At 44.9% G+C, this 21,554-nt stretch carries 12 protein-coding genes; 9 read left to right on the top strand and 3 right to left on the bottom strand.

Features of this window, described 5'->3' with window-relative positions; translation table 11 throughout:
- Positions 1-121 precede the first annotated feature (121 nt).
- The 9 genes from AC0THY_RS02505 (at position 122) to mmsB (ending at position 17,604) form a co-directional block, all read left to right on the top strand.
- Positions 122-3,841, top strand: coding sequence for a fibronectin type III domain-containing protein (locus tag AC0THY_RS02505; RefSeq protein WP_489992894.1), 3,720 nt, complete (start codon positions 122-124; stop codon positions 3,839-3,841).
- 35 nt (positions 3,842-3,876) lie between these two features.
- The gene (locus tag AC0THY_RS02500) at positions 3,877-9,141 is read left to right on the top strand and encodes a carbohydrate-binding protein (RefSeq protein ID WP_489992893.1); all 5,265 of its coding nucleotides are present in this window, start codon (positions 3,877-3,879) and stop codon (positions 9,139-9,141) included.
- Positions 9,142-9,290: 149 nt separating this feature from the next.
- On the top strand, positions 9,291-9,698 hold the full coding sequence (locus tag AC0THY_RS02495; RefSeq protein ID WP_489992892.1) for a rhodanese-like domain-containing protein: 408 nt from the start codon (positions 9,291-9,293) through the stop codon (positions 9,696-9,698).
- A 51-nt stretch (positions 9,699-9,749) separates the two neighbouring features.
- Entirely contained in the window at positions 9,750-10,796 is a 1,047-nt protein-coding gene (locus tag AC0THY_RS02490) for a substrate-binding domain-containing protein (RefSeq protein WP_489992891.1), read from the top strand.
- Positions 10,797-10,824: 28 nt separating this feature from the next.
- Positions 10,825-12,279, top strand: coding sequence for a sensor histidine kinase (locus AC0THY_RS02485; RefSeq protein WP_489992890.1), 1,455 nt, complete (start codon positions 10,825-10,827; stop codon positions 12,277-12,279).
- A 5-nt stretch (positions 12,280-12,284) separates the two neighbouring features.
- The gene (locus AC0THY_RS02480) at positions 12,285-13,322 is read left to right on the top strand and encodes a sugar ABC transporter substrate-binding protein (RefSeq protein ID WP_489992889.1); all 1,038 of its coding nucleotides are present in this window, start codon (positions 12,285-12,287) and stop codon (positions 13,320-13,322) included.
- A 170-nt stretch (positions 13,323-13,492) separates the two neighbouring features.
- Entirely contained in the window at positions 13,493-14,686 is a 1,194-nt protein-coding gene (chvE, locus tag AC0THY_RS02475) for a multiple monosaccharide ABC transporter substrate-binding protein (protein ID WP_489992888.1), read from the top strand.
- A gap of 211 nt (positions 14,687-14,897) precedes the next feature.
- Positions 14,898-16,442: a multiple monosaccharide ABC transporter ATP-binding protein gene (gene mmsA / locus AC0THY_RS02470; RefSeq protein ID WP_489992887.1), complete on the top strand. Its 1,545-nt coding sequence runs from the start codon at positions 14,898-14,900 to the stop codon at positions 16,440-16,442.
- A gap of 1 nt (position 16,443) precedes the next feature.
- Entirely contained in the window at positions 16,444-17,604 is a 1,161-nt protein-coding gene (gene mmsB / locus AC0THY_RS02465; RefSeq protein ID WP_489992886.1) for a multiple monosaccharide ABC transporter permease, read from the top strand.
- A 166-nt stretch (positions 17,605-17,770) separates the two neighbouring features.
- On the opposite strand, the gene AC0THY_RS02460 is transcribed toward mmsB, so the two are convergent.
- The 3 genes from AC0THY_RS02460 to AC0THY_RS02450 form a co-directional block, all read right to left on the bottom strand.
- Positions 17,771-17,935 (bottom strand): hypothetical protein, encoded by a 165-nt coding sequence (locus tag AC0THY_RS02460; RefSeq protein ID WP_489992885.1) that lies wholly within the window; start codon positions 17,933-17,935, stop codon positions 17,771-17,773.
- 106 nt (positions 17,936-18,041) lie between these two features.
- Entirely contained in the window at positions 18,042-19,742 is a 1,701-nt protein-coding gene (locus AC0THY_RS02455) for a methyl-accepting chemotaxis protein (RefSeq protein ID WP_489992884.1), read from the bottom strand.
- 229 nt (positions 19,743-19,971) lie between these two features.
- Positions 19,972-21,432, bottom strand: a complete 1,461-nt coding sequence (locus AC0THY_RS02450; RefSeq protein ID WP_489992883.1) for a GntR family transcriptional regulator — start codon at positions 21,430-21,432, stop codon at positions 19,972-19,974.
- Between the last annotated feature and the right edge of the window lie 122 nt (positions 21,433-21,554).

The raw sequence follows: 21,554 nt of genomic DNA, 5'->3' as shown, positions 1-21,554 counted from the left end.
GGAGCTTATATTGCTGGAATTGCCTTAGTATGAGGGGCAATTCCAGCAGAGTTATACCCGGAAAAATTCAAAGACACTAGTGCTGCACATCATGAGCGTAAATTACGTTCCGGAGGAGAAAATGAGAAAGGTTATAAAACGTGCCGCTGCCATAATGCTTGCCATGGCATTGAGTTTTGCCGTAACACCTGCAGGGATTGCGAGTGCGGAGGAAGATTTGGGGGGTGCGGTCCCAAGAGGGAATTTTAGCGGGCTAACCCTGATTGCAGATTGCTCCAAACCCACAAAGCCGGTGAACCCGAGTATGTTTGGCTACATATTGACACCAAATTTTGACGTTGCGGAGAGCAGGATGTCTTTGCTCGGCCCCATCATAAACAGGGAGACCCTTCCTGTACAGAACTTCCAGGCAATCGGTGATTTGTCGCCGGATTATTATCCTTATGAAAGCAGTATAAAGGAAAGGACGCTTGCTGCTTACCGGCGCGCAAAAGATGCCGGGCTGGTATATTATATGATGTTGGGGATGACTCCGTCCTGGGCCTCCCCCCACAATCCCCCCACACCTGTAGACGCCTATAATACTACTCATCTGAAAACACCTGAGCAGGACGCAGATTTTAAACAGTATGTAAAAGACATACTCTTATACATGAGAGACCACGGGGCAAAGCCGGATTTTACAAACCTGACCAATGAATATTGGACAGGGCTGGAAAAAACCTATCATGGACTGTGGGAGGCTGTAAGGGAAGTGTATCCGGATTTTATACCGGCGACTGGTCCCGATCCCCTGTTCCGCTGGGAGGTTCCTGATTACTATGTACCATATGCCGCACAGAACGACATTACAGTAGAAGGTCCTGCCTGGCATGAATTCTGGTGGGGAGGATACTTTGCAAATTATACGGACTTAAAGAGCTGGTATGATCACATCATCAATCTGAAAAACGATAATAAAAAAGCCAACGTTAAATACGTTATCTGGGGAGAGAACAATGCCGGTACCGGAGACCCGCTGCCTTCCGAACCCCAGCATGCAGAGTTTGCCCGAAGCATGTCAAATGTAGTGCGGGTTGGAGTGGATTACAATGTCAAAGGCTGTCTGGAGAGCGAAAACTGGAATGGCATGAGCGACTTGCTCAACACAAAGGGTACGAACCAAAATACAGGGATAAGGCGCCGTATCTGGTGGACGTACTACATGTTTTCCCAACTGTCCCGTTCCGGAAATTATGTAGAGGTGGATGTGCCAAATTCGGGCAATAACCAGACTTTTACCGGGGCAGTTTCTGTGGATGAGAAGGAAGAATTAATCAAGGTTATCGTAGCCAAGGACAACAGACCAGGTCCTGTGACGCTTAAACTGAACAATATCCCCTTTGATACCAGCGGTATTGAGGTGGATCTGTATAAGGTTGTGGACGAAGAAAATGACGGTCTGCAGTTTCAAAGAGAACTCACCCCGGCTTTGGCAGGTCAGGATATTGAACTATTTCTGGAGGGGGAGGACATGGAAGCGAATACAGCCTGGATGGTGATTGTAAAAACAGACAGATCCAAGCCGGAATTCTTCCACCCGAAAACACCTGATGACGGAGAAGCAGCCGAAAGCCAGCCGACCTTTACCTGGTCGGAGTCCAGGGGGGCAGAGAGCTATACCCTGACTGTGTCAAAGAATAAGGATTTATCCGATCCAGTGATTATGGAGGAAGGCTTAACTGAATTAAGCTATACTCCCGACAGCTCACTGGACATTGGGGAGAGGTATTATTGGAGCGTAACGGCAGTAAATGCCAACGGCAGCCGAACGGTTTCCAATGATGTGAAATACTCACTGCTCGTGAAAGAGGATGACAGGGTACCCGGACAATTTGCTCCCTTTTTACCTTCCCCTGAAGCCAAAAATGAAAGCACAACGGTGGAACTGCAATGGAGTCCGGCCTATTCTCCGGAGGATGCCCCGGTGTCCTATCGCCTGGTAGTGGCCGAGGATGAAGATTTTTCCAGCAGTGTGTTTGAGCGCAGCGATATTACGAGTGTGCGAAGAACCGCCCAATTCGGTGATAATTCCCAGGTATATTTTAAGATACCCTCCGGGATTCTGGATTACAACACCAAATATTACTGGACGGTATATGCAGTGAACCAATACGGCGAACGTCCCATAAACGGACCACAGCTCTCGTTTACCACTGCAGCAGAGGGAAACAGTCCACTGCCCTTCCATCTCGTTTACCCTGCAGACGGTGAGGATGATATAAACGGACGAGCCATACTGGAATGGGAAGAGAGTCCCAATGCATTCTTTTATAAACTGGAGATCTCTGACCAGCCGGATATGTCCAATATTGTACTGCAAAGAAATCATATGATATATAACAGGTATATTTTAGAGCAGAATGGACTGGAACCTGGAAAGACTTATTATTGGCGCGTTACCGCTTATGACAAGGAAAAGAATTATCACACAGAATGTGAGAGTGGTATCTGGTCCTTTACGATGGAGCAGACGCCCACATCGCCTCTGCTGTACGCGGAACAGCCGGGAAATGAAGATGGCGAGGTACAGCTATGGTTCCACAGCAGTGACCAGGCAGATTCTTATAATGTCTACTACGGCAGAGAAAAGGGAATCTATACAAGAAAGATAAGCGGCATTACGGTAGAGGATGGTTCTAACGGGGAGTTTACCGTGAGTGGGCTGCAAGGAGGCCAGACCTATTATTTTGCCGTTACTGCAGAAAATGCGGCAGGGGAAAGCGATATCTGGAATGAACGCAGCGTTGAGCCGGCCGGAAACGGAACCGGGTGGACCGGGGACGATGAACAGGGGGAAAGAATCTCATGGATGATCCGGGCAACCGCAGGTTCGGGTGGTACGGTACAAGGCGCAGGCCGCTATTATACAGGCGCCAACGCCGCATTGACGGCCAGAGCCATGGAGGGATATACCTTTGAAGGATGGTTTGAAGACGGTGTCAAGGTTTGGGATCATGAGAAGTACTCTTTCAGGGTGCTGAAAGAACGGAAACTGGAAGCCCGCTTTCAGAAGAGGCAGTACACGATCACTGCCGGGGCAGGAACAGGCGGCAGCGTGAAGGGCGGCGGAGTATACTTTCATGGCGCAACTGCGGTCCTGACGGCCATGCCAAGTTCCGGTTACCGCTTTGTACGCTGGCTGGAAGGAAATAATCCAATCTCGGCGAATGCACAATTCTCTTTTGCAGTCAACAGAGAACGGACCTTAAAAGCAGAATTTGCACCAGCAGAGGAAATCAAACCAGTGGTACCAGCGGCGCCCGCTTCGCTGAAGGTTAAACCGGCGGGATACAACAGTCTTTCCCTAAGCTGGAAGAAGGCAGACCATGCCTCCGGTTATGAGATTTACCGCGCTGCCGGCAAGAAAAAAAATTATAAAAAAATAAAAACAGTCACAGCGTCCGGATACAAAGACAATCGACTTGTCACAGGCAAAAGATATTATTATAAAGTATACGCAGTCTATGAAACAGGAACAGGCAATATCAGAAGTAAGGCGTCAAAAACAGTCAGCGCCAAACCGACCTTGCCGAAGGTATCTTCCTTAAAAGTCATTAAGAGCTCATCCACTGCGGGCCAGCTTAAGTGGAAAAGAGTAAAAGGGGCTACCAGATATCAAGTATACCGCGCAGCTTCGGCAAAAGGGAAATATAAAAAGATCGCTACCGTAAAGAAGATAAAATACAGGGACAGCCGCCTTGCTCCAGGGAAGAAATATTTTTATAAAGTGCGCGCCGCACGAAAAGCAGGCGGCAGATATGTAACAGGTAAATTTTCAACGGTAAGGAAATGGAACTAAGCGGCAGAAAAAGGAAAGGTAAAGAGTATAACGCTATGAAGAAAAATAGAAACCACAGTATCCGAAGTGCGCTGTCCATGGCTCTGATCTTTGCCCTGATTCTGACAGGGTTTCCGGGCGCATTAACGGTGTCTGCGCAAAAAGGCTCCTCTGACAGCATCGGTGTATTGAACGACGACACTTCCGGTGTCTATGACAGGAGCACTTACAGGAACGGAAACAAAAACAGCCAGCTCTTCAATGACGGCTGGAAATTTGCGATGTTTGAAGACAACGCAGGCGGCGCTTCATTTAATGATGCCGCATGGCAGGATGTTGAACTGCCTCATGACTGGATGATACAAGATGCAGACGCCAGGTCTCTTTTCAGGAGGGCCCATGAGTACTTTGGATGGGTAAAAACAGCCTGGTATCGCAATACGTTTTATCTGCCGTCCGGTGATGAGGGCAAAAATATTTCACTCAGGTTTGACGGAATCTATATGAACACAGAGATCTATGTGAACGGAGAACGCATCAACGGCATTTCACCCCACGGGTATCTTCCGATCCAGATTGACGTATCGGATAAAGTGAAGTTCGGCAATACGCCCAATGTTATTGCCATAAAAATCAATTTTGGCGGCCCAAGCAGCAGGTGGTACAGCGGCTCAGGGATATACCGAAATGCATGGCTGACGGTCACAGATCCGGTTCATGTCAATCCCGACGGAACATATATCAGTACGGACGGGGTAGATGAGGTTAAAATTCAGACCGAAGTAGTGAACAAAGCGGCGTATGCTGCGAATGTAACCGTTGTACATAATATTATTGACGCGGAGGATAAGGTAGTCCAGACCATTGAGGGGACATCCCAAAACATTGCTTCTCAGGAGATCGTAAAAGATACGCAGACAACCACGATAAGCTCCCCGAGACTCTGGGATATCGATGATCCGTATGTATACCGGGTGGAAACACAGATAAAGAGCAATGGCACAGTCGTTGACGAATACCTGTCGGTGTTTGGCTTTAAGACAATAGAGATGGACCCTGACGAGGGCTTTTACTTAAACGGCAGACACATAAAGCTGGAAGGAGCCTGTATGCACCACGACTTGGGGGCCCTGGGGGCGGCCGTTAATTACCGCGCCCTGGAACGCCAGATGGAAATTATGAAGGACATGGGTGTTAATGCCATAAGACTTTCTCACAATGCTCCGACCCCCGAACTTCTGGAGATCTGCGACCGCATGGGTCTTTTGGTAGTAAACGAACTGCACGACACCTGGAATCAGGGCAAGATCCCCAATGACCACTCCCGCTTTTTTGGGAAATGGCATGAACAGGACACAAAAACCTGGGTGAGAAGGGACCGCAATCACCCGAGTATGATTATGTGGGGGATTGGAAATGAGATACAGGAGACGGGGTCTGACCAGAACACAATAAAGATTGCAGAGAACCTGGTCAGGTATATCCGGGAAGAGGACCCTGACAAAAATGCGTTTACTACCATCGGAACAGACCTTCTGAGGACCAGCAGCTCCAACCCGGTGAATCCGAATAAACCGGCTCAGAAGATCAGCGGCGAGATCGTGGAGGCGGCGGGCTACAACTACAACCGGGGAGAATCCTTTGACTCCCAGCATGAAGCCTATCCCGACATGCCGATATACGGCTCCGAAACATCCTCATCAACACAGAGCCGCGGGATATATCATTTCCCGCCGGAAATAAATTCCACCTCATCCCCGGACAGGCAGTGTTCGTCCTACGGGAACAGTGTGATGCTCCAATATGCCCACGGCATAGAGGATGCCTGGAAATGGGACAGGGACCGCAAGTTTGTATTAGGATCATTTATCTGGACCGGATTTGATTATCTGGGAGAACCCTCTCCCTTTGGGGGGAACAATACCTCTTTCTTTGGCGCGGTAGATACCGCCGGCATTCCGAAAGACGCCTTCTATTTTTACAAGAGTGTCTGGGGCGATGAGCCTGTGCTTCACCTCTTCCCTTACTGGGACTGGAACGAGGGGGATACCATACCGGTATGGGCCTACACAAACGCAGACAGCGTGGAGCTGTTTAAAGACGGCGTATCTCTGGGCAGACAGGACTTTGACCTCATGGGTGATGTTTTGCATTTGGAGTGGGATGTTGTCTTCCATGAGGGGACAAACCTGAAGGCTGTCGCATACGACGAAGATGGAAATGTGATCGCTACGGATCAGCTATCCTCTTTCGGCGACCCTGTAAAGGTCAGTATGAAACCGGACCGTACAACGATAACGGCAGATGGGCGAGACCTTGTTTTTGTAGAAATAAGTGTTTTGGATGCAAAAGGCGTTGCCGTTGAAAATGCCCGCAACATTGTTGAATTTAAGGTCAGCGGCGCCGGAAAGCTGGTGGGGGTTGACAATGGCGATTCTGTGGATTTTGATTCCTACGAAGGACCGGAGCGCAAACTATTCAGCGGAAAGGCCATGGCGATCATTCAATCAGACGGAACCGGCGGCGAAATCAACATAACTGCCACCTCGCCCGGTTTAGAGTCCGACACAGTTACGGTCAGCGCTGTTCATAAGCAGAAGGTGTCAGGAATCGAGGTGGAAGGGATTGATGGTATCAGCGCCATTGACGAGAACAGGGGAAAACTGAAAATAAATGCCTCTGTTTCACCCGTGAATGCAGATTATCAGAAAATGAACTTTGCGGTCACAGAAGAAGATGGCGTGACTGCCACAGATAAGGCCGTCATTGACAAAAACGGCGTTTTGACAGCTTACAAAAACGGAAAGGTTTTGGTTACGGCCTCTGCCGCCGATGGATCTGGTGCGAGCGCAAGCATGACGGTGACGATAACGAATCAAAGTGCGTTCACTCCTGTGGCTTCCCTGACCGTATCGGGTGAAGATATTACTACAAAATCGGGGACATCTCAGATGTCTGCAAGCATCAATCCCAATGGAGCGGCGGTTACAGACGTGAAATGGACGGTGGAGAATAAGTCCGGCTCCGGTGCAGCCTGCGCATCCATCGATAATGGGGGCCTTTTGAAGGCTCATTATGACGGTGAGGTTACGGTCAGGGCAGCTGCCCTGGATGGATCGGGTGTTTACGGGGAGCAGGATATCGCCATAAGCGGCCAGACTTCCACATCCGTACCCGCCAGAAAGATCAGCCTCGAATTGACAGAGGGCAGTGATGTATTGCCTGAAAAGGATTCGACTGCCAAAATACGGGCGAATGTATTTCCCGCAGAAGCAGCCACGGCTGATCTTGAGTGGAGCGTTGTGGGGGCAGACGGCAATCCAACATCAATGGGATCGGTTGTATTAAAACCCGGTTCTCCAAACGAAGCGCTGGTGCTGTTCAACCGAAGCGGCGGCACGTTTAAGGTACAGGTTTCCACAAAGAACGGAACAGATCACGTGCAAGTCATCGGGGCGTTGACCTTTACGACAAAATCAGACATTCCGGACAGAGATGAAAATGATCCATATATCCAGCAGCCAGCGGTTGAAAATGACGGCACCAATCTAAATGCGTCTATGGCGCCGGAAGCGGGCGGCCTTGGAGGCATAAATCCCGGAGACTGGATTGCCTTTAAAGACTTAAACTTCGGAGAGACCGCGCCTAAAAAGATCAGTCTGACAGGCTGTAATGGCGCTGATGACGGAACCGCAGCCATCATTGAGATCCGCAAGGGAGCGCCGGACGGAGATCTGGTCACAACGCTTGAGTTTCCTTCGGCAGGCAGCTGGACGAGCGGCGTTACCAATACCTTTGATCTGCCGGCGCAGCCAGCTTTGAAGGGTACCCAGGATTTATACTTTGTCTTTAAGAACGGCTACTTTTTATTTATAAACTTTAACTTTGCAGAGGAGCAGACAGGCAGGAATCTATACAAAAATACTTTGGCAAAAACATATGATGACTCCAGTAAGGCTTTCCCCATCGAGAATGGAGACGCTTTAGGCGACATCGGAAACGGTGACTGGGTAGGATTCAAAAAGTTTGATTTTGGCGACATCGGTGCGGACCAGATTGTCTTAACCTGCAGCAAATTATCAGGGAATGCTCCGATTGAGATACGCGGCGGATCGCCCACAGGAGATGTGATCGCCACCCTGAACTTTCCAAGTACGGGGGGATGGAATACGTTTGTTCCCTACGCTTTTGACATTCCAAAGATAACCGGGGAACAAGACATTTATTTTGTATTCCCGGAAGGCGGATATTATTTCAAATCGCTGCAGTTTATACGGCATTATGTAAAATCTCCGGTGACAAACAGTGGACATGCGGCGACCGTTCCATTTAACGCTGACGGCGGCACAATCGACCTGTCGAAAGTAGGGGGATTGTTCACCATTGACGATCATGCAGGAGCTCCTGCCTACAGTATTGAAAGTTCCGGGAATCCAACAGGCGCCGGTGTCATTGGAGCAGATAAGAAAACATTAAAAGTCACTGCCACGGGAACATTTACTATCGGACTCACCACGGCAGAAACATCCACTCACACCGCAGGCGGGAAAGTCATGGCTACCCTGACAGTAAACCCCAGCGCTGCGGTACAGAGTGCAGTCAATAAAATAAACGCAATCGGCGAGGTTACCCTTGATAAAAAAGCGGCAGTCGAGGATGCCAGGAGAGCATATGACAAATTGACGCCAAGTGAAAAGGAGCTGATTAAGAACATAGACGTGCTGCTTAAGGCTGAGGCAAAAATCAAAGAATTGAGCTCAAAACCGATAACTCCGGATAAACCGATCACCCCGGATAAACCCATAACTCCGGATAAACCGGTTAGAACGCCATTGAAAAAGGGAGCTAAATTCACAGCACGCCAATTCAAATACCAGGTAAAGAAGGCGGCCACGCTGAGGGCACAGGGAAGTGTGGAAATTTTAAGACCTGTCCGAAAAAACTTTGCCAAAATCACGATCCGTCCAACAGTGAAGTATCAAACATTTACTTACAAGGTAACAAGCGTTGGAAAAAGTGCGTTTAAAAACAATAAGAAATTAAAGAGTGCAGTAATAGGCAGCAATGTGGAGAGTATCCTGAACGATGCCTTTGCCGGCTGCATCAAGCTGAAAAAGGTCACAATCGGTAAAAATGTGAAGAAGATCGGGAAGAATGCGTTCAGAAACAGCAAAACGCTGAAAACGATCTGCTTTAAGACCAAGCGCCTGAAGCTGTCCGCTGTTGGCAAAGGGGCATTCAAAAATATTCATAAAAAGGCAGTGATAAAAGCACCTACGACAAAACTCAGAAAGCAATACAAAAAATTTTTAAAGAAGTAATTTAAACATCACCTTACGTGTTGGGACAATTGGGAAGTATATTTAGAAGAACAGGGGAACCGAAGCTTTTATCTCCCGATTGTCCCTTCTTCACAAGTAAATGGACATGTCCGCTGACGCGGAAAGCACTATGTATGAAAGGCAGAGAAATGGTTAAAAAAAGAATAATTGCTGTTTTGATTTGTTTTATCTGTTTTACCATGTTATACGGATGTGATAAGGCGGCCGTCAAGGATGCAAAGCAATACCGCATTTCCGGTGAAACAGCATATGAAAAGCAGCAGCAGGGAGCTGTGATTATAGATGTCAGAGATAAGGAGGAATATGATGAGAAACATATTTCAGGCAGCATTTCGATAGAGGCCGATGACATCAAAGAGAAATTAGAAGAGCTATATAAGGATCACGGTCAAGAACTGATCTTTTACTGTAAAAAGGGCGGTCGCAGTCAGGGAGCGCTGGAACAGGCGCTTGAATCAGGCTATGTCAACGTATACAGACTTGGCGGTATCGACGAGTGGAAAAATGGATTTGAGGGGAATTTTGACAGCAAGTAAGGACGAATATATTATTTGTGCTCAGCTTGTTATTTTCTGGAGGAAACGAATGTGTTGAAGAGACAGGGTAAGGATATTAAAAGCAGAATCATGCTGATACTGATCGCATTTCTCATAAGTGCAGTATTGTTTGTATTAATATGGGACAGGCAGCTAATGAATCAATATAAGGAGACAAATGATGACATATCAGGTGAGAACTATCAGTACCATTGTGCATATATCTCCGAAAATTACGACGATCCTTTCTGGAACTCCATTTATGAAGGCGCTAAGGAGAGAGGCAGGGAGTTGGAAATCTATGTGGAAAGCTATGGGTCTTCGCTATCGTTAAATTACACACTGGAAGAAAAAATGGAGATGGCAATTGCCTCACAGGTAGATGCCATAATCATTGAGGGAACTAAGAGTAAGAGATTAACGAATTTGATTGACCAGGCTTATCAATTGGGAATTGTTGTGATTACCGTCTATAAAGACAATGTGGGCAGCAAGAGACAAAGCTTTATTGGGGTAAACAATTTTCAGATGGGTTATAACATTGGAAGGGAGGTTTATAAAAATTTAGCTAATCCGGATGGAGAAATTATGGTATTATTTGAAGATGGGGATATTGATTACAATTCCCAGGATAATACGGTGCTGAATACCGGGATGAAGAAATATCTGGATGAAATGGGTTGTAAAGCGTCTTTAAATGCCCAACTGATAGCAGGCAGTGAAACTTATGAGGTTCAGGAAAAGATCCGCAGTTTGCTGAGGAACCAGGACACGCGGCCAGAGGTCATTGTCTGTACAAGCCTGCCTCAGACGATTTGTTCCTATCAGAGCGTGGTAGATCTGGATTGTGTTGGAGAAGTAAAAATAATTGGTTTTTACACCTCAGAAGAAATAGAGGAAGCAATCAATAAAGACATCATAGCGTCTGTTTTTGTTGTTAATACAAAACAGATGGGGGCAGAAGCGGTTGAGAGTATCAAAGAATTTTTCAAATATGGATACTCCAGTGATTATATTCCCGTTGAGGTTGAAATTTTGGATAAAGATAAAATGGCCAATGTAAGACAGGGTGAATCGTTTGATGAAGAAAGCTATTAAGAAAATTAAATATGATATGAGTATTTCAATGAAGTTAATGTCAGCATTTGCTGTTACATTGCTGTTGTCTTTTGTTGTCACAATGTTTACGAACAATAGCATCAGCCACCGCCTTGAAAATATTGAACAGGTATATACATCGAATAGTAAATTAAATGAAATTTCTTCGGCTCTTAATGGGATTCAAGTTAGTATGCGGGAATACTTAGATACCCAAAGCTCTGAATCACTGACAAGTTATTACAGTTACGATCAGATTTTCGGAAGCCTGATCGATGGCTTAAGTGATGAAATCTCGGATAAGCGCTCAAAAATTATGGAAAAAAATATTAAGGGATTGGCGAAGAGCTATTCCACCTTAACAACAGAAGCGATTGAGGCAAAAAGGGCACGGGATATTAGCAAGTATAAAATTAAATATGATATAGCTACGAAAATTTATAATTATTTGTATACCCAGATATTTAGCTTAAATAATGTCCAGTTTGAGGTGAATTCGGGCAATTATAAATCTTTGGCAGACGGTTTGAGGATGCTGGAAAGAATAACGGTTTTACTAAACATTACGGTGGCGCTTATCAATGTGCTGCTGCTGGGCCTGTTGATACGTCAAATTATTTGGCCTCTTAGAGAGCTTTCCAAAATGGCTGACCGTGTTGCGGACGGAGATTTTACGGTACCGCAATTGCATATATACAGCATGGATGAGGTGGGCATTGTAACAAAAGCTTTTAATAAAATGATTATAAATATCCGGGATTATATGGAGCAGATAAAAGACTCTCTGCAAAATGAGAATCGGGCAAAAGAGAAAGAACTGCTCATGGAGGCCAGTCTCAAAGAAGCACAGCTCAAATACTATCAGGCGCAGATTCACCCGCATTTTCTTTTCAATACGTTAAATGCGGGGGCGCAGATGGCGATGATGGAAAATGCAGAGGGTACATATTCTTTTATCCAGCGGATGAGCGCTTTTTTTCGATATAGCATGAAGAATACAGATGCGGATGTTTCACTTTCTGATGAGATAGAATTGGTGGAAAATTATTTATATATTATGAACGTCAGATTTTCGGACGAGATACAGTATCGTAAAAATGTACAATGTGACATAACAAATATACGGGTACCTGCCATGATACTTCAGCCGATTGTGGAGAACGCCATACGTTACGGGATACGGGATATAGAGTGGCCGGGAATCATAACCCTTGATATTGAGAGCAGTGGCCCATATTATGTGATTCGCATTGAAGACAATGGAGCAGGGATTGAGCGTCAGAGACTTGAGGATATAAGAGCAGGAAAGATACAAGCAGTAGAAAAAGAGGATGACTCTAACGGGATTGGACTGAGCAATGTCATGGAGCGCCTCAGCTTATTCTATCATCAGAATGATTTGATGCAGATTATCAGTGAAGGTGAAGGAAAGGGGACAACCGTTATAATAAAAATTCCGCAAGTGTTAATAAAGGAGTGCTAAAGATCATGAAAAGATATAGGTTTAAAATAATGTCCATCTGTCTGATGCTTTTGCTCTCTGGATGCGCCGGGTCAGATAACCTGGAAAAAGCAGGTAAAATTGAGGAAGTACAGAAAATTCAGATTGGACTGTCGTGGGATTCCTTTGTTTTGGAAAGATGGCAAAGGGACAGGGATGTTTTTACGTCAACAGCCACAGAGATGGGGGCGGAGATAAACATTCAAAATGCAAATGGAGATATAGAAAAGCAGATCTCCCAGATTGAATATCTGATGGAAAAAAAGGTTGATGTCATAGTTGTGGTTGCTGTTGAGTCAGACTCAGAAGGTTTGCGAAAAGCGGTCAACAAGGCCCAAAACGCGGGCATTAAGATAGTGGCTTATGACAGACTGATAAAGAATGCCAATGTGGATTTATATATCTCGTTTGACAATGAAAAGGTTGGTGAGCTGATGGCTCAGTATGCATTGGATGATTTATCATCTGACGGCAAAATAGCAGCTATCATGGGAGCGCCGAAAGATAATAATGTAAGCCAGGTGGAAGCAGGACTAATGAAAGTGCTGGAGGACAATAACCAGTTTCTGGTGTATAAAGATTATGCGCCGGAGTGGAAGGCGGAGTATGGATATGAATGTGCGGAAGCCTGCCTAAACCAGCAGGGAGAGATAGACGTATTAATATGCGGAAATGACACTCTGGCATCCGGAGCCTTCCGCTCTCTGTCTGAGAGAAAATTAGTCAACAAGGTAAAGCTGATCGGTCAGGATGCAGATATCAGTGCTTGTCAGAGAATCGTTGAGGACCAGCAGTATATGACAGTATATAAGGACTTACAGATCTTAGCAAAACAGGCGGCTCAGTACTCCGTAGCCTTGGCTAAGGACAAGTCCATAAATACCCAAAATACAATGTTTGATGGACTGTATAAAGTGCCTGCGTATTGTCTAGAGCCTGTAGCAGTGACGAAAGATAATTTAGATGAGGAAATTATTGATTCACAATTTCACTTCAGGGATGAGGTTTACCTGCATTCCAAGTAGCAGTATTTTTGTTAATATCCTTTTTATACGAGTACGCAAAAAAATGCTATAGTTTGGCGTCTGGTTTTTATCAATCAGCAAAAATTTATAGCCGTTAGCAAGTTATTCCAGACTTAGTAATGATATAGTCATATTAACCAATAAAAATAATTCATTTAAGGAGGATTAGCATGAAAAAGAAACTTGTAAGTACTTTGTTATGTGCGGCTATGGTTGCTGCAATGGCAGCAGGATGTGGCTCTAAACCGGCAGAAACGGAAGGCACAGCAGCTACGGCAGCGACAGAAGCAAAAACGGAAGCGGTGACAGAGGGTACAGAAGCAAAGGCAGCCGACAGTTCAGAGGAAAGTCAGGAAGGGGATGCCAAGGAAGAGAACAATGCTGGCGGCGGTAAGGTTGGTGTGTCAATGCCCACAAAGGACCTTCAGCGCTGGAATCAGGATGGCGAAAATATGAAGAACCAGCTTGAAGCAGCGGGATACGAGGTTGATCTTCAGTTTGCGGGGAATGATGTGGCAACTCAGGTTTCCCAGGTAGAGACAATGATCTCTAATGGATGTGACGTTCTGGTAGTAGGCTCCATTGACGGAAGTTCACTGGGTGACCCGCTTGCAAAAGCAAAAGAGGCCGGAATCCCTGTGGTATCCTATGACCGTCTGATTATGAACACTGATGCCATCAGCTATTATGCAACCTTTGATAATTATCTGGTTGGACAGAAACAGGGCGAGTACATTGTCAAGGCTTTGGATTTGGAGAACGCAGAAGGCCCCTTTAACTTGGAACTCTTCACAGGAGACCCTGCAGATAACAACGTAAACTTCTTCTTCGGCGGGGCAATGGATGTCTTAAATCCATATATTGAGTCCGGCAAATTAGTAATCCCTTCAGGTCAGAAGGAAAAGAATGAAGTTGCAACAGCAAATTGGGATACCGCAACCGCACAGGCCAGAATGGAAGCGATCTTAGCATCCAACTACTCAGATGGAACAAAACTGGATGTTGTTCTGTGCTCTAACGATTCAACAGCTCTTGGTGTGGAGAATGCATTGGAAGCATCTTACACGGGTGAATGGCCGATCATCACAGGTCAGGACTGTGACATCGCTAACGTGAAAAACATTATCGCAGGAAAACAGTCCATGTCAGTTTTCAAGGATACCCGTGCTTTGGCAGAACAGACCGTAAAGATGGTAGACGCGATTATCAGTGGATCTGAAGCGGAAGTAAATGATACGGAAACATATGACAATGGAACTGGTGTGATCCCTACATACTTGTGTGAACCGGTAGTTGCTGACATAAACAATTACAAAGAGCTGCTTGTTGATACCGGCTATTACAGCGAAGACGACTTGAAATAAAGAACAGACGTAACTGTTCGGTGACTTCACAGTTACATGCAAAAATCCATTTAAAATCACCTTCGGTGATGGGATTTTTGCACTCCTGAATCATTTTCTTACGGTCAGCGCAGTAAATGCGCAGACCTGTTGAATAGTTACGAACGGACATAAGGGCGGGAACCTTCTCGCCCTTTTACAAATGAGTGGATAAAAGGAAGGGGGTATAAAGTTGGCAGAAATTCTGTTAGAAATGAAAAACATTACCAAAACTTTTCCCGGTGTAAAGGCTCTTGATCAAGTCAATTTACAGGTACGTGAAGGAGAGATACATGCGCTCTGCGGAGAAAACGGAGCCGGGAAATCGACGCTTATGAATGTACTAAGCGGCATTTATCCCTATGGATCTTATGAAGGCGAAATAATTTATGATGGCAAACTCTGCAAGTATTCAAATATAAAGGACAGCGAGAAGGACGGTATTGTAATTATTCATCAGGAGCTGGCCTTGATTCCTTATATGACAATCGGCGAGAATATGTATCTTGGAAATGAAAAAGGGAAAAAGCTTGCAATTGATTGGAACGATACCTATGGAGAAGCCGATAAATATCTGGAAAAAGTGGGTTTGTCCGAATCTTCCAGAACACTGGTAAAAGATATAAGCGTAGGAAAGCAGCAGTTGGTGGAGATTGCCAAGGCCCTTGCAAAGAAAGCCAGATTACTTATATTAGATGAACCGACTTCTTCCCTGAATGAAGAAGATTCAAAGGCTTTGCTTGAGTTAATGCTTTCTTTTAAAAAGCAGGGAATGACGATGATTATCATTTCCCATAAACTAAATGAGATTGCGTACGTAGCAGACAAGATTACGGTTATTCGTGATGGTTCCACAATCGAGACGCTGAACAACCATGTCAATGAGGTCTCAGAAGACAGAATCATCAGAGGAATGGTCGGACGTGAAATAACGGATCGTTTTCCAAAGAGAAAAGATGTAAAAATTGGCGGTGTAAGCATGGAAGTAAAAAATTGGAGTGTGGATCATCCTGTTTATGCCGGACATAAGGTCGTGAATGATGTTTCCCTAAAAGTACGTAAGGGAGAAGTGGTAGGCATTGCAGGCTTGATGGGTGCAGGAAGAACGGAACTTGCCATGAGCATATTCGGAAAAAGCTACGGAAGTAATGTTACTGGAGTTCTGAAGCTGAATGGCAATGAGGTACGGATTCGAAATGTGAAAGAAGCCATTCGGTGTGGACTTGCATATGTGACGGAAGACCGAAAAGGGAATGGACTGGTTCTTGCCGACTCCATTAAAATCAATACGACAATGGCAAATCTGGACGAAATCAGCAGCAAACCGCTGGGAATCATAGATGAAGACAAGGAATATCAGGTGGCTGTAGAGTATAAAGAGAAGCTGAGAACCAAATGTCCCACGGTGGAGCAGAAGGTAGGGAATTTAAGCGGCGGAAATATGCAGAAAGTATTGCTGGCCAAATGGATGTTTACGAATCCTGAGGTTTTGATATTGGATGAACCTACAAGGGGAATTGATGTTAGCGCCAAATATGAGATATATTCGATCATAAATACATTGGTTGCAGAGGGGAAGTCAGTTATTATGATATCTTCTGAGCTTCCTGAAGTACTTGGCATGTCGGACCGTATTTACGTTATGAACGAAGGGCGGATTGTTGGGGAACTGTCAAAGGATGAAGCAAGCCAGGAATCCATCATGACTTGTATACTAAGATCGGATAAAGGAGAATAAGATGGGAAAAGAAAAAATAATTCAAGGTTTGAAAAAAAATACTATGGTTATTGTTTTAATAATTGTATTTTTATTTTTCACAGTGAGAACAGGCGGGAGTATGATTTTACCCCAGAATATCAATAATCTCATTGCTCAGAACTCATATGTATTTATTCTTGCCACAGGTATGCTGTTATGTATCCTGACAGGCGGTAACATTGACCTGAGTGTAGGGTCTGTTGTGGCTTTTGTGGGAGCGATCGGCGGCGCGCTGATGGTTAACATGAAATTCTCAACGCCTTTGACCTTAGTCGTAATGATTGTGGTGGGAATTTTAATTGGTATTTGGCAGGGATTTTGGATTGCCTATGTCAGAATTCCTCCGTTTATTGTAACCCTGGCAGGCATGCTCATGTTTCGTGGGGTGGCGAACATCGTACTTCAGGGACGAACCTTAGCGCCGCTGCCAAATGATTTTATGGGCATATTCAATGGATATGTACCTGACTTATTCGGCGGACAAGGGTTCAATATCACATGTATGCTGATCGGTGTTCTGGCGGTGGTTTTGTATTTTATGCTCACCCTAAAAAACAGAAAAGATAAGATCAAAAAAGGTTATGAAGTCGTCGATTTTAAGGCAGTTCTTTTCCGGCTGGTTTTAATCAGTGTTGTAATACTGTGGTTCACCAACCGCCTTGCAATGTACAAGGGAATTCCGAACGTTCTGATATGGGTGGCAGTGGTGATACTGCTGTATGCATATATCACATCAAAGACAACAACCGGAAGATACTTTTATGCTGTTGGAGGAAATGAAAAAGCCGCGGCATTATCGGGAATTAACACAAACAGAGTCTACTTTTTGGCCTATATGAATATGGGATTTTTAGCAGCGATTGCAGCCATGGTTACTATAGCACGTTTGAATTCCGCAAATCCTACCGCTGGAGGAAACTATGAAATGGATGCCATCAGCTCCTGCTTTATCGGAGGAGCATCGGCCTATGGCGGTACCGGAACGGTACCCGGAGTGATCATTGGAGCAACCCTGATGGGAGTTATAAACCTGGGGATGTATATTATGGGAGTGGATGCAAACTACCAGAAGCTGGTAAAGGGACTTGTGCTTTTAGCGGCAGTTGCCTTTGATGTTGTTTCAAAGAAGAAACAGAGTTAAAGGGGAGCCAATAGAATCGTAACAATTCAGACTGGGGCGGGCTGTTACAAGCTAAGACGGACGCTTCCTCCGGCGCAAAGCATAGCCCTGCGCCGGAGGAAGCTGTTTCTTTTAGCCGGAAGATCGTACCGCTCGGGCAGTAACGCTAGTAACAGACCTGACACGTTCAGCAGGCCAGGATATTCTTTGCATCCTTCACGTAATTGTCCACATCTTCCTTTGTGATCTTTGGTTTATGGTCCCAGTGGCTGGGATGGCCAATCCCCAGATTTCTGCGCATCTGGCGATAGTATTTCTCGATTTCTTCATTCTCAAAATTTAACTGTGTCATATCCCCATCTCCTTTTCAGTAAGCCCCAATTTGTCAGACTATAGATAGCCATATAATAAATATATCACTTTTTGGGCAAAAAACAAGGGATAAAATCTATAAAATACTATCGTTCCAGAGCTTTGATATCGGATATCTTAAATCTGTCTACAAGATTTTTTAACATCTGGGCCTGGGCTGAAAGCTCCTCACTGGCAGCTGCGCTTTCCTCGGCCGTGGCCGAATTTGTTTGTACTACATCAGAGATTCGGTTAATTCCTTGTGTTACCTGAGAAATTGCATCTGCCTGCTCTTTGGAAGCCAAGGATATTTTATCAATTTTATCAATTACCTGATGAACTCCTTTTACAGCGATATGCAAAGCCTTTGCAGTATCATCAGCAATTTTCGTCCCCTCTTCAACGGCAGCTAAAGACCCGTTAATCAATGAGGCTGTATTTTTAGAAGCCTTTGCAGACTTGTTGGCAAGATTGCGAACTTCACTTGCGACTGCAGTAAATCCCCTGCCCGCTGCTCCGGCGCGTGCGGCTTCCACTGCGGCATTGAGTGCCAGTATATTCGTTTGGAAAGCAATTTCCTCTATGGTCTTATTGATATGTACGATTTCTCTGGAACATTTGTTTATTTTTTCCATTGCCTCAATCATATCCTGCATTTTCTGATTACTATCCACCATTTCTTTGCCAACCATATTGGCTTGACCGCTGGCTGCCTCTGCATTAACAGCGGTTCCGTTTACTTGTGAGGATATTTGATCTATGGCAACTGCAAGCTCTTCCACTGAGGCAGCTTGCTCAAAGGACCCATGAGAAAGATCCTGCGCACCAAAGGACACCTGTTCGCTGCCAGCAGATACCTGGTCAGAGGCCATGTTGATTTGATGAAGGGTTTGGCTTAAATTGTCCCTGAGGGTTCTCATGGATGTGATAATTTCACCATAATTTCCAGCATAAAATTCTAAAGCATTAGAATGGGTTGTAAAGTCACCCTTTGATAAATCGTGCATTATATGCGCAATATCCCGTATGATTTTCTCTTGTGTATAGATTAAGCTGCGGATGCTGTCGGATAATTTACCCAATTCGTCTTCAGACGTGTAGATGATTTCGATGGAATCCAATTCACCCCTTGCCAATTTTTGGGCAGCCAGTTCAATTTCATTGATTGGCTTTCGTATGCCGTTTGAGATATAAATTCCAAGAAACCCAGCAAGAGCCCCTCCTAATACGGTGATTGATAGAATCGTCACAACCGCCGCTGTTTGTGCCTGCTGGCCGCTTTGTACCATTTTTAAGGCATTTTGTCCCGCAACATCTGCGATTTCCTGCAGCTTATCACCCATCTGATCGAGAAGTGGTATATAGCTGTTTATTGTCACCTCAAAAGCCTCGTCGCTTTTTAATGCCAGAAGCAGATCAAATACCTTGTCTCGATATATTATTGCCTGTGACAAAATTTCATCCACATCATCCACTAGTGCTTTGTCACCTTTGAATCTTTCTCTTATAACTGGAAAGGTTGCCCTCATATTAGCCAGACTGTTACTGGCCTTGTCAACCATCTCTTTTACAGTATTGTTGTCCGTTTCAATGACTGCTTCCAAAATATAGGCCCGTGCTGATTGCATCTCCCTTCTGGCTATTGATACATTAATTGTGACCGTATAATTGTTGTCATAAAAGCTGGTCAAATTATTGCCAAGCTTATTGAGCAAAAAAAAGGAGATGATACTGGCAAACATGCTGATGAAGATAATGACAGCATAAGATAACAATAGTCTGGAACGTATTTTCATATTTTTCATCATGAAACTTCTCACTTTCATTTTCTGTACAATTCTGTAACGAAACGGGAATGTGTGCTGTCTCAGACATGGGCAATGGGGCAAGCCATACCTTTATCACATACCACTGTATTGTTTTATTATAACAATAGAATATAAAAATAGCAATGAATAAAAAACTTTCATATTAAAAAAGCACCAAAACCTTTTCTTGCAGATTTTGGTACTTACATATATAGCAGATTAGAATGGCTTAATGATTTGACGGTGTAAAAGAGGATGGTTCACGCTCTGTAAATAAAAGACTGGTGATATTTTTTACACCCAGCTCATCCAAACGGGTTGCCGCAAATTGCAGCTCATAGAACAGCAGGCTTTCCAAGGATTCAGCCGCCCCATCCCAATCGCAGCTTTCAAGGCTTTCCAAAAAGAAATTAATATAAGGGAGATAAAATCTGTTGATGTCCTCCCGGGAGCCGTGCATACAGCGCAGGGGATAGCCCCAAAGAAGAAAACAAACTAACTGCTCATATATTTGGCGGATGGTTTGATTTTGGGCGTAACGGGGGATAATCTCGATGGAGGCATACACTACTGATTCATACCGGAAGCTTTCTTTTGTGTACGCTAACCGTTTTTTCCACATGTCAACAGCGGAAGGGTTTGTCAGGATACTCTTTATACAGGCCCCGCAAGTCATTGCCAGGATCTGCAGGCTTTGTGTAAAGTTCAGCAGGCGCTTTTGAACCAATGGCTGGGTAAAGTCGCAATTCTCCATACTTTGCTCCATACTTAAAAGCTTGGTGCCTACTCCGTTAATGGATTGGGTAACCCCTAGCTGATTGAGCAGCTTTATGGTACGGCGGACGGTAATGGTAGAGACCTGCATATATTCTGCTATTTTTGCAGGGGATGGCAAAAAACCATCCTGTGCAAAAATGCCCTGGCGGATACCCTTCAAAATATCGATTGCTAAGGAGTAACATCGCTGGGAAGAGTTCTGATAGGCGTTCCAATTGAAGGCGACAGGTGCATCGTTTGGCACTGAGGTGATGCGGTACGCATAAAACCAGTGGATTGCAGTTGTAATCTGTTCCTGGCAGGATGCAACCGTTTCCCAAAGTCCGTTCCAATCCTTTTGCCGGCATAGGCGGACCATGTTGAGCAGGGGGGCATCGGAATCCTCGAAAGCCGCTAAGTTTGCCGGCAGGCTCATAAAAGGAGCTTGATAAAAAAGGAACGACTGCCAGATTAACCGCAGCAGCAGCACGTTGTTGAGCGAGCCGTAGATGAGACGAATATGCTGAACCATAATGTATGGCCTGAGTATTTTGGACTGTGAGCAGAGGCGCTCTAATTCGTCGAGCTGTTCCGGGCTGGCATTTTTCAGGCCATACCACTGGGCGCAGCTGAACAGTGGGACAAAGGACTGGCACAGATCCGCAATCGCATCTCTGCGCAGTGCAAAAAATGTTTGAATATTCCTCTCCAACTCCGCTTCCTCAAGCTGAATGTCTACTATAGCTCCAGTCCTTTTGGTTAAAGTGATATAACCCTCTTTTTTCAACTGGTGATACGCTGCTTTAACGGTATCCAGTGAAACAGAAAACCACTGGCTGACATCTTCCATCTTGGGCAGCAGATCTAAATATCGATAGGTTCCGAATTGGATCTGCGTTACTAATAAGTCGAAAATGATTTTATGCAATTCCATTTATTATCTATCCCCTATGAAAACATTATGGTTTATCGGGCTGCAGCTTGTCTCTTTTATTCATAATATCATAGAAAGTAAGGTTTTACTAATAATTTTTCCGATGTGTATAACGGTAGTTG

The organism is Ruminococcus sp. 8Y-12 (genome assembly GCF_058119865.1).
Note: the sequence above shows the minus strand (reverse complement) of the source record. Positions and strands in the feature narration are given on the sequence as shown.

What these genes read in the sequence shown, in the direction of transcription:
- AC0THY_RS02505 (WP_489992894.1), top strand. Translation starts at nt 122, where the DNA reads ATGAGAAAGGTTATAAAACGTGCCGCTGCCATAATGCTTGCCATGGCA.
- AC0THY_RS02500 (WP_489992893.1), top strand. Translation starts at nt 3,877, where the DNA reads ATGAAGAAAAATAGAAACCACAGTATCCGAAGTGCGCTGTCCATGGCT.
- AC0THY_RS02495 (WP_489992892.1), top strand. Translation starts at nt 9,291, where the DNA reads ATGGTTAAAAAAAGAATAATTGCTGTTTTGATTTGTTTTATCTGTTTT.
- AC0THY_RS02485 (WP_489992890.1), top strand. Translation starts at nt 10,825, where the DNA reads ATGAAGTTAATGTCAGCATTTGCTGTTACATTGCTGTTGTCTTTTGTT.
- AC0THY_RS02480 (WP_489992889.1), top strand. Translation starts at nt 12,285, where the DNA reads ATGAAAAGATATAGGTTTAAAATAATGTCCATCTGTCTGATGCTTTTG.
- chvE (WP_489992888.1), top strand. Translation starts at nt 13,493, where the DNA reads ATGAAAAAGAAACTTGTAAGTACTTTGTTATGTGCGGCTATGGTTGCT.
- mmsB (WP_489992886.1), top strand. Translation starts at nt 16,444, where the DNA reads ATGGGAAAAGAAAAAATAATTCAAGGTTTGAAAAAAAATACTATGGTT.
- AC0THY_RS02460 (WP_489992885.1), bottom strand. Translation starts at nt 17,935, where the DNA reads ATGACACAGTTAAATTTTGAGAATGAAGAAATCGAGAAATACTATCGC.
- AC0THY_RS02455 (WP_489992884.1), bottom strand. Translation starts at nt 19,742, where the DNA reads ATGATGAAAAATATGAAAATACGTTCCAGACTATTGTTATCTTATGCT.
- AC0THY_RS02450 (WP_489992883.1), bottom strand. Translation starts at nt 21,432, where the DNA reads ATGGAATTGCATAAAATCATTTTCGACTTATTAGTAACGCAGATCCAA.